Origin of the sequence: Parabacteroides sp. An277 (genome assembly GCF_002159645.1) — a bacterium.
Lineage (GTDB): Bacteria > Bacteroidota > Bacteroidia > Bacteroidales > Tannerellaceae > Parabacteroides.
The window spans coordinates 67,054-81,120 of the sequence record NZ_NFJB01000007.1; the positions used below are offsets into that span (position 1 = coordinate 67,054).

Here is a 14,067-nt window from a genome sequence, read left to right on the forward strand (position 1 = left end):
GATTTAATAAGTACATACGGAAGTTTACGTAGGCACCTCGCCATTTTTTCTCCCAAACCAAGAAAAATACCCTTCGAATGAAATAAATCCGCCCCCACCCATCCAAGATTCAGCTTTTAATCGTAAATTTGTCGCAAAACAATATACATTAAAAAACAAATCATACACATGAAACCTACATTATTTGTATTAGCAGCCGGAATGGGAAGCCGTTACGGCGGATTGAAGCAGTTGGACGGACTGGGTCCTAACGGGGAGACCATCATGGATTATTCTATTTTCGATGCGATCCGCGGCGGCTTCGGGAAATTAGTATTCGTCATTCGCAAATCCTTCGAACAAGATTTCCGCGAGAAAATCGTTTCCAAATACGAAAACCATATTCCTGTAGAAGTCGTATTCCAAGACTTGAACGACTTGCCCGCCGGTTTTACTTGTCCGGAAGGACGCCAAAAGCCATGGGGAACGAACCACGCCGTGCTGATGGGAAAGGACGTCATCAAAGAACCGTTCGCCGTTATTAATGCCGACGACTTCTACGGACGTGATAGTTTTGCAGTTATCGGGAAATGGCTTTCGGAAGCAGCCGGGAAAAAGAACGAATACTGCATGGTGGGTTACCGCGTAGGTAATACGTTAAGCGAAAGTGGTTCTGTCGCACGTGGTGTTTGCGAGACGAATGCGGAAGGCTATCTGACAGGTGTCGTAGAACGGACAGCCATCGAACGTATCGATGGTGACATTCAATTCATCGACGAGAACGGCCAGAAGGTGGTACTTGAAGAAAACACGCCTGTTTCGATGAACATGTGGGGCTTCACGCCAGATTATTTCCAATACTCGGAAGATTATTTCGTAGAATTCCTAAAGAAAAACATCGATAACCTGAAGTGCGAATACTTCATCCCACTGATGGTAAACGAACTTATTACGAAAGGTATCGCCACCGTCAAAGTATTGGATACGACTTCGAAATGGTTTGGCGTTACTTACGCAGCCGACCGCCAAGGCGTAGTAGATAAAATCCAAGCATTGGTAGATGCCGGAGAATATCCCAATAAGTTGTTCCAATAAAGAAAAGAAAATGTGTCCCTATTGAAAGACACAGGTAAAACAAACCAAGCGCAGAGCTTCCTGATTCATATTTAAATCAGTGATGTTCTGCGCTTTTCATATTATCTACGCATAGTAATGCCTATTTATATTGTTCGTATAGACAAAAAAACGTAATTTTGCGGACAAATAGAAAAAAAGATTTATGACAGAGAAGAACAACGCGTTGCTGCCTGCCGCCATGTCGTACGGACTTGCAATGGGGGCGTATTGGGTAGTGAAGTATGTGTTTAATATGTTCAGCCTCTCGCATCCGCTGATGGCGGTGGTCTATTGGTTGTTGTCGTTAGCGGTACCGTATGTAGGCTATGTGTTGACGAAACGGTATAAGGCGGATTTGGGCGGACAAATCACATTTGGACAGGCTTGGCGCTTCGGCGTACTGGTCTATTTCTTTGCCGCATTGATTGTTTCGGTGATGCATTACGTATTTTATCGGTATGTAGCTCCGCCCGACTATGTAGCAAATGCTGTCAGTCAAGCTCTCGCGACACTCCAAGAGATGCAAGCAAGCCCAGAGACCATGCGTGCTATTGCGTCGATGAGTTTCTCCCCTATCCAAATGGCGTTGCAAGGTATTCTGAACAATATATTATATGGTATCATCTTTTCCCTGCCGGTCGCTGCGTTGGTGTGCCGCAAAGGGTAATGGAAAATTAAAATTTGAAAATGGATATATCAGTAGTCATTCCTTTATACAATGAAGCCGAATCGCTCCCGGAGCTTTTCGCTTGGATTCAACGTGTGATGGAAGAGCATCATTTCACGTACGAAGTCATTTTCGTAGACGATGGAAGCACAGATGATTCGTGGAAGATTATCGAAGGGTTCCGAAAACAATCAGACGTGGTACGCGGTATCCGCTTCCGCCGCAATTATGGCAAATCACCGGGATTGCAATGCGGTTTCCAACGGGCAGAGGGCGACGTAGTCATTACCATGGATGCCGACTTGCAAGATAGTCCCGACGAAATCCCTGAACTTTACCGCATGATTACCGAAGAGGGTTACGACCTCGTCTCTGGCTGGAAGAAGAAACGGTATGACCCGCTCTCGAAAACTATCCCAACGAAACTCTTCAATGCTACAGCGCGCAAAGTATCAGGTATTCATAACCTGCATGATTTCAATTGTGGACTAAAAGCCTACAAGAATGTGGTAGTGAAGAATATCGAAATTTACAACGACATGCACCGTTATATTCCCTATTTGGCGAAGATTGCTGGCTTCTCGAAGATTGGCGAAAAGGTGGTACACCATCAAGCTCGCAAATACGGCAAAACGAAATTCGGACTGGATCGTTTCGTGAATGGATATCTGGACCTTATCACACTCTGGTTCACCTCCAAGTTTGGAAAGAAGCCCATGCATTTCTTTGGTTTTTGGGGAAGCGTAATGTTTTTCGTGAGCTTTATTTCGCTGATTATCGTTTTGGGTGCCAAAATGGTATCGCTCTGGGCCGGAACGCCGCTACGGCTCGTGACCAACTCGCCCTATTTCTATATTGCCTTGACAGGTATGATTCTGGGGACGCAAATGTTCCTCGCGGGTTTTATTGGCGAACTCATCTCGCGCAATTCGCCTAACCGAAACAAGTACAAGATTGCAGAGGAAATTTAAAACAAAAGACTATGGAGAATAGGGTATAAAGCCTAATGACCAATGGCCCTATCTCCTTTGTCTATGAAAAAACATCGTCTTATATGTCTTTGATTGAGATTATACTATTAGCCGTCGGACTATCGATGGATAGTTTGGCGGTATCCGTGACGAGTGGTGCCATTATCCGCCAATGTACCGTATGGCGTGTAGCAAAGATTGCAAGCGTATTGGCTTTCTTCCAAGCCTTGTTTACGTTGGTAGGTTATTTGCTTGGTTATAGCTTCTTGAAGTTGATTGAAGCATTCGACCATTGGATAGCTTTCGGTCTCTTGCTCTATTTGGGTGGACGAATGGTTTGGGAAAGCCTCAGCCATAAGGAAGAAACGGAGCGTATGAATCCTCTTTGCTTGAAAACATTATGCGGATTGGGGGTGGCAACCAGCATCGACGCATTGGCTGTCGGCGTGTCGTTGGCTCTCTTGAAGAGTTCTTTATCCCAGATTGTCTTGATTATTGCTTTGGTAACGTTCCTATTCGCCTCCTTTGGCGTCTGTTTCGGGAGCAAAGTGGGAAATCGAGTAAACTTGAAGCTCGACCTTATCGGTGGCCTTATCCTTATTGGCATCGGAGTGAAAATCCTTATCGAGCATTTATTCTTAAACTAAACACGGCGAGGCACGAGGTTTTCCCTTTCAATTCCCAACAGGAAACTTCATGCCTCTTCTTATATTTCAGCGGGTAGTTATTCCCTCACCGTCACATGGAAACAACCTTGACGACGTTCATGTTTCACATAGCAACGGTCGTCTCGCTTTAAATCGCGGAGCACCATGGCTAGCACCATCTTAAGACGGTCTTTGTCTATATTCAACGTATCACTCTCGTCCACTTTGGTATAACGTACCCACGAAATGTCGAAGGTCGTACCGTATTGGTGCGTCGAGTTCTTCGACGAATTCGTATTACGTTTGCGGAGCTTTTTTACATCGTCTATCGTTCGTGTAACGCTTGTCACCTTTATCTTATAGAGCGAAGCATTGCGATGGCGTAGCGTATCTTGGAAATTCCGTCCGATATCTTCCAGCAACTCGGCTGCCGAAGGAATCAGATATGGGATAGAGTGCGTCAGCTCTTCCACCTCATAATACTCGTTCGTCTCCACCTTTTCCATTTTGTGCAACGCCTCTTCGGCCTCTTCCCGCGTCGTAGCGGGTTGGATACCAATCTTCTTCGCCATCGCCAGCTGGACATCATTCATGTCGTTGAAATCGCGATTGTAACTACCATCATACCAAATCCGTTTCAGCGGTCCGCGCTCCTCTTTACATGAGGGCAAGAGTGTCATCAGGCTAAAAGCGCCTATCAATAAAGAAATTCCAATATGTTTCATGCGATACTAATCCTTATTTCTTCCTATTCCGGATAAATTCGGACACAAAGGTAAACGTTTCTTGCCGCTATGCCAAGCAATCGAGAGAGAAAAACAGGCTTCCGCCTTAGGCAATGGAAAACATATGGAAAGAACTATCCCGGCTGAACTTCTTCAGGAAAAGGGAGGGAAAAAAGAATTCCCCCTTTCCAAAACTTTATAACATCCGACAAAATCTCTATCTTTAGGCTAAAGATACATATCTTCAACTTAAAGATACATATCTGCAGCCTAAAGATATGTATCTGCAACTTAAAGATAAAGATTTCCTCCTATCTTTTCTATTTTTAGGTCGTATCTTTTGGGAAATTAGTCCGATGGTTTAGAAAAAAAGAGCCGCCCCAGCAGGAAAGCGGAGCAGCTCAGGGAGAAACGTACTAACCTGTGGTTTTCCGTGTGGTTTCCAGGTTAACGCATAATAGTTTATTCGTTCTTGATGCTATTCACCGGGTTCTCGTTTGCTGCGTGCCAGTTCTGGTACGTCACGGTTGCCACCGTAATCAAACCAATCAAGAGGAATGCGAGCGGGAATACCCACCAATAGATAGGTATCTTGTAAGCAAAGTTCTGCAGCCAAACGTGGATGCCGTACCACGCACAGGGAGCCGCCACGACGAAACAGAGGACGAGCACTTTCACGTAACTCTTGTTGAAAAGCACCAATATCTCTGCCGTAGTCGACCCCAATACCTTGCGGATGCCAATCTCTTTCCGCTTGTATTCGCTGTCGAACACCACCATGCCGAACACGCCGACGATGGAGATGAACACCGCGAGGAGGCTGAACAGGGTGATGAGCGTCGTGAAGTTGCGTTCCGTCTGGTAAGTCGTCTCCAGCATCGTGTCGAAGAAGCGGACGTTCGAGGGGTAAGAGCTATCGAACTGCGCCAAGGTCTTCTCGACGGCTTCGCGGACGGTATACATATCCACGCCCGGCGCGGTCTTGATGTAGGCGTAAGGCATCTCCCAATCAGAAAGGTAGAAGGCCATCGGCTCGACCTCCGAACGCAAGGAGGCAAAACGGATATTCGGGACAACGCCCACGATTGGCCAGGTATTGCTGAGTTTCGCCCCTACCGGTATTTCATACTTGTCTTTCATCGCTTTATTCATGATGAATGAACCACGCCCCACACTATCGCCAGGCAGGAAGTCGCGCCCTTCCAAGATGGGGATATTCATCAGCTTCAAAAACGAAGGATCAACATGCAGGATATTGAACTCGACCGCCTTGCCGTTGTATTCGCGTCCCCACGAAGGGAAGTTATCGCCCGAAGCCAAGACCACGCTGGCAAAGGATACGCCTTCGATGCCTGCCTGCTTCTGCAAGTCGGAACGCACTGCTTCATAGGACGCTTGTGCTTTCGGACTGAGGTCGACAATGAGGATATTCTCTTTGTCATACCCTAACGAAGTCGTCCGCATGAACCGGTTCTGCAAAGACATGAAGATGGAGGCAATGACAAGGGCAAAGGCGGTAATGAACTGCACGCTCATCAGCACCGTGCGCAACCGCCTGCCTGCCAACGACAGCCCGAACGAGCCTTTCAGCACGAGGGCGGGTTGGAACGAGGTCATATAGTAAGCCGGATAAACACCTGCCACCGCACCCAAGAGCAATGAAATCAAACCGGTCAGCAGCACAATACCAACGTTCTGCCATACAGAAAGCTCGGCAGTAATCAACGCACCCAAGCCTAATCTTTCTGCCAAATACAACCAGTAAACCGAAAGAATATAGGCAAAGAAGGAAACAAGCACCGTCTCAATCGTCAGGTTCCGTCTTAACTCTCCTACCGTGCTACCCAATACCCGCTGCGTGTTGATGCTCTTCATGCGGATGGGCGAAAGGGCGGTGTTGAAGTTAGTAAAGTTGATAGCGGCGATAATCAGGATGACCCACGCGATGGAGAAAAGCAAATAGACGGTCATGCGGTTTGCCTTCGGGGTGAAATCATACATGATGTCATTCGCAAAGTGTAATCCAAGCAGCGGTTCCAATGTCATTTTATACATAGAGCCACCATATCTACTATTGTTTATCATCTCCTCCAGGCCGATTTGCTTGGCATAGCGGTCGAAGTTGTCCATCAAACCCTCTGCTGCTTCCGGCGAATCCAAGCGGACATACAAAGCGCCGGTCATTGTCCCCCATTCGTCTTTACCATAATCGTTCATAGAGATATAGGGACGGTTCGAAAGCAGGCTGTTCTCCGGGAAATCCCGAAAGACACCGCCCACATAATAGATGCCATTCTCTTTGAAGCGCGTCAAATCGGTATCGAACCGTTTGCCTAATGCCGACTCGTCGCCAAACATCTTCCGAGCCAAACTCTCTGGAATCAAGATTTGGTCGGGCACTTGCAACGCATCTGCCGCCCCCTCCAACATATCGAACTGGAAAACACCCGTAATGCCAGGCGTACAAGCAATGACCTGTTCCTTAAAAGATTGTATATTGCTTTGCATTCCTTCTACCTTCATATAGGTAGTTCCTGGATATTGTACCATCATCCCTCCTGCCACAATGTGCGGCGAGGATTGAATAAATACATTCGCCATCGGCAAACTTGACGTGGCTGCTTGGCGCATACCAAATGAATCCAACACATCCACCCGATAGATACAGTCTGCATTCGGGGTATCCTTGTCGAACGTCGTGTCGTACCGCCACTGCATCATGATAATCATGAAGGCGGTAAAGGCTATCGATAGCCCTAAGATGTTGAGCGTCATTGCCAACTTGAACCGCTGGAAGATGCGGATGAAGTTTCGTATTATCAGTCTCATATTCTTATTCTTTTAGTTTATTCGTTCTTGATGCTATTCACCGGATTCTCATTTGCTGCGTGCCAGTTTTGGTACGTTACCGTTAGCAATGTGACCGCAGAGACCAGCAGGAAGGCGAGCGGGAAGACCCACCAATAGATAGGTATCTTGTAAGCAAAGTTCTGCAACCAGCCGTCGACGGCGTACCACGCCAAGGGTGAGGCCACGATGAAGCAAATCAGCAGGATGTAGACGTAGCTCTTGTTGAACATCAGGAGGATTTCGCCCGTCGTCGAGCCTAATACCTTGCGGATGCCTATCTCTTTACGACGCGATTCGCTGTCGAACACCACCAATCCGAACACGCCCACTACCGAAATGAACACCGCGAGGAGACTGAAGAGCGTGATGAGCGTCGTAAACCGCTGCTCGTCCTCGTAGAGTTGGTTCAGCACATCGTCGAAGAAGCGCACGTCGAACGGATAATCCGGGCTGATGGCGTTCAGTTCGTCGCGAACAATCTGCAACATTGTACTTAAATCGGTTCCGGAAGCGGCCTTTACATATAAATATTGATACGGGCTCCCGAAGTTTCCATTTTCATCCATCGCTAACATCGCCGTCGGCACATTACCCAAACGCATCGAACGATAGATAAAGTCCGGAACAATACCGATAATTTCTGCATCATTAATTTTGTCTCCGACTTGCATGTCATATTCGTCTGCCATACGACGGTTAATCAAATAAACGCCGGCACCTCGTCCATCACCTTCGCGGAAACTCCGTCCTTCCAATGGCTGAATGCCCATCACGGTGTTGAAATTATCAGCCACGACAAGCGCATTATACGTAATCTGATGGTCCTGGTATTCGCGCCCCCAATTAGGATAAATATCTTCTTTATTACCTATTTGGTTTTGAGCAAATGTGACACCTACGATTTCAGGATGGCCCAGCAATTTATCCTGCAATACTTTGCGTTCTTTAATTGTTTGTTCGTTCATATCGGATAGAATCAACATCTCCTTGTCAAAACCCAGTGAAGTCGTCTTCGCATAGCGATTTTGTAAGAACATAAAGGCGGCTGCGATAATCAACGTAAACGAAGCCACGAATTGGACGCTCATCAACAAACTGCGCAACATTCTTCCTTTCGGAGAGAGACCGAACGAACCCTTCAGTACCAATGCCGGAGCGAACGAGGTCGTATAGTAAGCCGGATAGGCTCCTGCCAACGCACCCACCAAAGTCGCAATGCCTGCCGAAATCAACAGTAAATAGGGATGATGCCATACATGGATGTCCGCTTTCACCAACTGATTAATACCTGTTTTTTCCAGATTCCATAAGATAAGCACACCCAATACAAAAGCGAACAGGCTCACCAAGACAGATTCTATAATCAACGCTCTTCGCAATTCGCCACTCGTCGCACCCAGGACCTTTTGCGTATTGATGTTTTTCATGCGCAAGGGAGATATGGCGGTATTGAAGTTCGTAAAGTTGATGCCGGCAATCACCAAAATAATAATAGCAATGGAAATCATCACAATTACGGTCTGCCGTGTGGCCCGCGGCGTACTGTCGTACAACACAGGACCAAACGAGTGGATTTCGGGTAATGCCAATGCTGTCAGTTTGATATCCACACCCATTTGCTCGAATATACCTTTGCTTCCGGTCAGTTCTTCGCGCTGCATAAAGGTATCGAGCAGCTGGTATAACTCTGCCACATCGGTAAAGTCCGTCTGCACGTAAAACGTGTAATTCATATTGCCCCATTCGTTCTTATTCTCATCGCCCATCGAAACGTAAACGGCATTGCGCAACGATGAATTGCCTGGAAAGTCACGATACACACCACCCACGGTAAGAGACTGGCCGTTGCAGACCGCCATTTTGCCCACCGCCGATTCGTGTCCAAACCATCGTTGCGCCATGCTTTGCGGAATAAGGCATTGCCTCTCGTCGACAATCGATTTCGTATCGCCTTCTACCATATTAAAATGGAACACGTCAGAGATTTCAGGCGTGACGGAAATAAACGTCTCCCTAAACATGTGCTGCGTGCCGTCTCGGTCTATCTGAAAGGTATTATCTTCTGGGAAGTTCAGCAAGCAACCCTTCAAAATGTGCGGAGACGATTGCATGAACATCTCTGCCATAGGCCGGCTGGCAAGTGCCACCTGACTTCCTTGCCAAAGCGCGTCGATACGATATATCTTATCGGCATTCGGGTCGTGCCGGTCAAACTGCCGGTCGTAATCCCATTGCATCATCAACAGCATAAAGGCGATGAAGGCGACCGAGAGTCCCAAGATATTCAACGTCATGGCCAACCGAAACCGCTGGAAGATGCGGATGAAGTTTCGTATTATCAGTCTCATAGATTTATCTTTTTCGTCATTACTTAATGCGTTACTTATATACTCCCGACCTCAGAACAACCCTGCTCGAAACCTCAGAGCAGCTCTGCTCAAGACCTTAGAGCAACCCTGCTTGAGACCTTAGAGCAAGCCGCCTCTTGGAATTAGATGAACTCCGATACGGAGTTGACAATCTGCCCGTCGAAGAGGTTGATGATGCGATGCGCGAACCCGGCGTCGTGGCGCGAGTGCGTTACCATCACGATGGTCGTGCCCTCCTTGTTGAGTTCGGTCAGGAGCTGCATCACTTCGGCACCGTTCTTCGAGTCCAAGTTACCCGTCGGCTCATCGGCGAGGATGATTTTCGGATTCGAAACTACGGCACGGGCGATGGCTACGCGCTGTTGCTGACCACCGGAGAGCTGTTGCGGGAAGTGCTGCGCACGGTGGCTAATGTCCATGCGGTCGAGGATTTCCTTCACGCGCTGCTTGCGTTCGGGCGCCTTGACGTTGAGGTAGGTCAAGGGCAGTTCCACGTTCTCGAACACGTTCAGCTCGTCAATCAAGTTGAAGCTCTGGAACACGAAACCGATGTTTCCCTTGCGCACCTGCGTACGCTCCTTCTCCTTCAGGTGGCCCACCTCTTGCGAGCCAAGGAAATAATCGCCCGCCGTCGGGTTATCCAGCAAACCCAGGATGTTCAACAACGTAGATTTACCGCAACCCGAGGGACCCATGATGGCAACAAACTCCCCATCCTTCACCTCCAACGACACTTGGTTCAACGCAATCGTTTCTACTTCTTCCGTACGGAATGACTTACAAAGTCCTTCAATCTTAATCATAATCTCAATCTATTTATAATGTTATTACTATTATCTAAATCCATTTATTCCTCATGCAAACCGACCGTATCCGACCCTGCCTACCAGATAAGACGCATCCCGTGGGCAAATGGTTGCGAATAATCGGATTCTTATTTCTTCCATTTTATTTTTCTCACCTTAAATCAAGCAAATATCGTGCCAAACAAGATAAACACATAATAACCAACGCAGTAACACTCCTTAACAAACAGAAAAGTGTCAAAAAATTTGACACCACTGTCCAATTTTTTGACACTCTACCGAGCCGCTGCGCTCACGGTCTATACCGTCCCGTCGTCTGCCTCCTTCACTACTTCGATGCGCTCAAACTTGGGCTGGGCAGCCATGTTCTTCAGTTTGGCACCCGGCGTGAAGATAATCTTCCCTTTCTTGAAGAGCGAGGTATCGAAGTCCTCTTTGTTGATGACACCCCTCGAACCACAGCTCATGCGAAAGCTCCCGAAGTCGCCCATCTGCACAGAGTTCCCGTTTTGGAGCTGCTGGTTGAGCACATGGATGAGCCCATCAAGCACCACCTGCACGTCTCCTTTCGAGGCCGTCGAGCGGTCGGCAATCGTTTCACACAGTTGGTCGAACGTAATCTGTTGCCTTACGCGCACCTGTCCGTAATACAACTTGGCATCCTCGGCTGCCCCTTCCGACTTGTCGGGGCGTTGCACTAAATGATACATCAATGACATAATCTGTTTCCTCCTATCTTTTGGTTTACGATGTAAAGGTACGAAACATGCCAGACTCCCTGTGAAGGAATGTGAAGATAGCCGAAAATAGCGGTGCATAGGTTTGCATATCTCCCTGTTTTTCCATATCTTAGAGACATATAAAGAATGAGTTATGACGATAAACGAATTTAAAATACGTGCCTACGGTTGGCAGGAGTTGGCTGTATGCTATGCCCCGAACCTCACGCCCGAATCGGCTGGCAAACGGCTCTCTGCGTGGGTGAAGCAGAACCCTTCCCTTACTGAAGCCCTGCAGCTAGCAGGTTGGCAACGCGGGCAAAAAGTACTTACACCGCTTCAGGTACAACGGATGGTGGAGTACCTGGGCGAGCCGTGATAAGTCCTTACCTATATAGAAATAGGTGCCTATGTTTTTATAGATACATAGCTATTTATATATTAAAATATACTAAAATGTGAACCAATATTTGGATGTAAATGATGAATCTTGTATACTTGCATCGTCTCTCTTAGCTAAGAGATAGAGATATTTAAGTTATTAATGCTACTGCTAAAGGTAAGAGACCTCCTGTTGGTAATGATGAAGTTAGAGGTCGTTCTAATAATGTTTTTAAGGGTAGTGCTGATAATCCTCCTCGAACTGGCAGTGGCTTTTTTACTAATCATCACGTGATAAGTCGAGGAGCACGTGATAATAATTTTATAAACCTTTTTTAAATTCTTTTTTATGAAAGAAAAAATTTCAATGCCAAGTCTTCGCACCGTGCAAGTGTCATGGTTCGAAGACAAAAGAGTCAGTGCTCCCTCAGGCGACCTGACTTTAGAACAAGTTGCGGACATCATCTGCAACCCCAAATGCACCTTTCTGCAGGGAAGGGTTTTAGGCTACACCAAGACGGCGTATGCTATGTTGAAACAGGGTAAAAAGCAGGCGTATGACCACTGGAAAGGCAAAATGCCAGCCTTTACACCTGCGGGACTCTTCCGCGAAAGACGTGCTATCAGCTGCTGTATAGCAGAAACAGGCGCAGCCTTGATAGACTTCGACCACCTTCCGGAAGATGTGTGCCAAGAGGTCTTGAAGAAGGCGAAAACGCTTTCGTATGTTGTTTTTGCTTGGCGCTCTCTGTCTCGCAACGGTGTCCATCTTTTAATCGCACTGCCAGATAGCGGTACGTTTAAGGAAAACATCGAACCGGCGCAGCGGCAAGTCATCAAAGACATGGCTATCCCTGGGCTGGAGCTGGACAAAGTATGTAAAGACGTATCCCGTCTCTGCTTTTTTAATCATGACCCTGAGCTTTATGTAAACTGGGACGCAGAGTCGATGGTGCTTAGCGAGGAGGTGAAGCAAACCGTGCAGACCCCCCGTAGGAAAGATGTACCGAGAAGGGGCGTATGCAACAAACCTGACATCCGCCTCTTTATGGCAGACCTGGAGCGTTACTTCAACGCAAAGATGGCAGGGTTGGTAAAAGGCAGTACAGCAACGCCTACCGCAGGTTTGGCAGGTATGTGCAACTCGCGCGGTTACGCCGAAGCTGAAGTCGTAGACCTGTGTTGGAAGCAGTTTGGAAGCCGTACCGGGCAGACGGAGGAAGAGTTCCGCAATACCTTTTCTTTTGTGTACCGTAAATATGCCGACCAGTTTGCGTCAAAAAAAGATGAAGCCCTCTTCAAGGGGGCTACCTATCTTGGCAAGGCTGCTTTGGCTGCTGAGGCTGCTATAGATGTTTTGGAAAAAGACATCGAGCTGCCGGTACTTCCGAAAGAGGTGTATGAGCTTCTGCCTACCTTCTTTACCGATGTACTGAACTTGGAGAAAAGGGAAGTGCATGAAGCGGATGCCGTCGTCATCGGTCTGTTGCCACTTTTGGGTGCTGCGCTCAACAACACGGAAGTCTATGAAGGCAAGTGGGTTTATCCTGCAGTCTATGCAACGGTGGTAGGCAAACCAGCTTCGGGAAAGGGTGCCGTATCGTCTATCCAGTTCCTTTCGGCTTTATGGGAACATCATCTGCAGCAGTACTACGAAGGCAACGATACGCAACCAGCACACCGCGTAGGTGGAGACATCACGCTGGCCAAGTTCGTAGAACAACTGCGCGACAACGGTGCGTATCCTTTGCTGCAACACGATAGCGAGATGAACGCGATGGCAAAGGCTAACAAAAACCGCGATACAGGTGGCTACGACCCTATCCTAAACAAAGCGTATGAAGGCGAAGATGTGTTGCGCAGCACAAAGACGGCAGGCAACATCGTCGTGAAAGCGCCCAAGCTCCAGTTGAGCATGACCGGAACGAAAGGCCAGTTCTTTAACGCTTTCGAGACGAACGAGAACGGGCTGACGTCGCGTCTCTTGGGCTATGTGATGCCGGAGAAGGTTAAGTATAAAAAACTCGTTTACATCGAAAGCGAAGATGCGCTGAAAGAACAGGAGAAGGCCGGACTCCAAGAGCGTTACGAACAGTTGGCTGCCTCGCAAGCAAACCACAACACGCCTATGCGTTGGGTACTGAGCGAAAAGCACACAAACAAGCTGAACTCGCTTATCAAGAAGCAACTGGAAGATAGTTCGGATACGCCCTACGAGGAGAGCACCATCATCCGTATGCGGGCGAAGGTGATACGCATCGCGGCTATCCTGTCGGCGGTACGTTTCTTTGAAACGGGTGGAGATGCTGAGCTCAACCCTTTCTCTACGGGGTATCTCACGATAGACGACAAGAGCTTCCGGGCAGCCTGCCTGACAGTGGAAACTTCGCTGGAGCATACCCTTGCGCTGCAAAGCATGTTGAGTGAAGCGAGCGGACGGAAACCGATGCACCTGCGCAAAGACTGGCGCGACCAGTTCATCGAACAGCTGCCCGATGTGTTCAAGTACAGCGAAGGGCTCCAGCTCTGCCTGGAGTATGGCAAGCGAAAGGACTCTTGGAAGAAGGCGTTGCACTACTGGCGGGAAAAAGGCCTGCTTGAAAAGTGCGAAAACGGCAAGTGGGTCAAACTGAAACCTGCTCCCGAAGCTGACGCACCTAAGCAGCCTTAGCAGCCCAGCAGCCTAAAGTGCGACTGTACGGCTAAATGATTTATCCCCGGCAAAATATTTCCCAAAAAAGTTTGGAAGTTTGCCGGGGATCTTTTATACCTTTGTAGCATGAGCGAGGGAAGTGTCCCGTTTGGGAAGCTCATGGATAGTTTGAAAATAGACGAAG

11 protein-coding genes are annotated in these 14,067 nt (G+C 47.9%); 6 read left to right on the forward strand and 5 right to left on the reverse strand.

From position 1 onward, the window contains the following. Positions 1-168 precede the first annotated feature (168 nt). The 4 genes from B5F77_RS04300 to B5F77_RS04315 all read left to right on the forward strand — a co-directional run bounded on the left by B5F77_RS04300 (position 169) and on the right by B5F77_RS04315 (position 3,380). Positions 169-1,074 (forward strand): nucleotidyltransferase, encoded by a 906-nt coding sequence (locus B5F77_RS04300; RefSeq protein WP_087328154.1) that lies wholly within the window; start codon positions 169-171, stop codon positions 1,072-1,074. Between the two features lie 184 nt (positions 1,075-1,258). Continuing rightward, positions 1,259-1,762: a DUF4199 domain-containing protein gene (locus tag B5F77_RS04305; protein WP_087328157.1), complete on the forward strand. Its 504-nt coding sequence runs from the start codon at positions 1,259-1,261 to the stop codon at positions 1,760-1,762. Between the two features lie 20 nt (positions 1,763-1,782). Further along, positions 1,783-2,733 carry a glycosyltransferase family 2 protein gene (locus B5F77_RS04310; RefSeq protein WP_087328160.1) on the forward strand — a complete coding sequence of 317 codons (951 nt, stop codon included), beginning with the start codon at positions 1,783-1,785 and terminating at the stop codon, positions 2,731-2,733. Between the two features lie 83 nt (positions 2,734-2,816). After that, positions 2,817-3,380, forward strand: a complete 564-nt coding sequence (locus B5F77_RS04315; protein ID WP_087328164.1) for a manganese efflux pump — start codon at positions 2,817-2,819, stop codon at positions 3,378-3,380. A gap of 77 nt (positions 3,381-3,457) precedes the next feature. Here B5F77_RS04315 and B5F77_RS04320 read toward each other — a convergent pair whose 3' ends face one another. From B5F77_RS04320 to B5F77_RS04340, 5 genes are all read right to left on the reverse strand, one after another. After that, complete coding sequence (locus B5F77_RS04320) at positions 3,458-4,105, reverse strand: DUF5715 family protein (protein ID WP_087328167.1); 648 nt, start codon at positions 4,103-4,105, stop codon at positions 3,458-3,460. A gap of 462 nt (positions 4,106-4,567) precedes the next feature. Beyond that, positions 4,568-6,934 carry an ABC transporter permease gene (locus B5F77_RS04325; protein WP_087328169.1) on the reverse strand — a complete coding sequence of 789 codons (2,367 nt, stop codon included), beginning with the start codon at positions 6,932-6,934 and terminating at the stop codon, positions 4,568-4,570. Between the two features lie 17 nt (positions 6,935-6,951). Then, positions 6,952-9,303 (reverse strand): ABC transporter permease, encoded by a 2,352-nt coding sequence (locus B5F77_RS04330; RefSeq protein WP_087328171.1) that lies wholly within the window; start codon positions 9,301-9,303, stop codon positions 6,952-6,954. Positions 9,304-9,446: 143 nt separating this feature from the next. After that, the gene (locus tag B5F77_RS04335; RefSeq protein WP_087328174.1) at positions 9,447-10,127 is read right to left on the reverse strand and encodes an ABC transporter ATP-binding protein; all 681 of its coding nucleotides are present in this window, start codon (positions 10,125-10,127) and stop codon (positions 9,447-9,449) included. A gap of 302 nt (positions 10,128-10,429) precedes the next feature. Further along, entirely contained in the window at positions 10,430-10,849 is a 420-nt protein-coding gene (locus B5F77_RS04340; RefSeq protein WP_087328177.1) for an HU family DNA-binding protein, read from the reverse strand. Between the two features lie 154 nt (positions 10,850-11,003). Here B5F77_RS04340 and B5F77_RS04345 point away from each other — a divergent pair, with 154 nt between their 5' ends. Together B5F77_RS04345 and B5F77_RS04350 are read left to right on the forward strand one after the other, a co-directional pair. Continuing rightward, on the forward strand, positions 11,004-11,228 hold the full coding sequence (locus B5F77_RS04345; RefSeq protein ID WP_087328179.1) for a DUF4248 domain-containing protein: 225 nt from the start codon (positions 11,004-11,006) through the stop codon (positions 11,226-11,228). Between the two features lie 369 nt (positions 11,229-11,597). Further along, positions 11,598-13,901, forward strand: coding sequence for a DUF3987 domain-containing protein (locus B5F77_RS04350; RefSeq protein ID WP_162607950.1), 2,304 nt, complete (start codon positions 11,598-11,600; stop codon positions 13,899-13,901). The last annotated feature ends 166 nt before the right edge of the window (positions 13,902-14,067 follow it).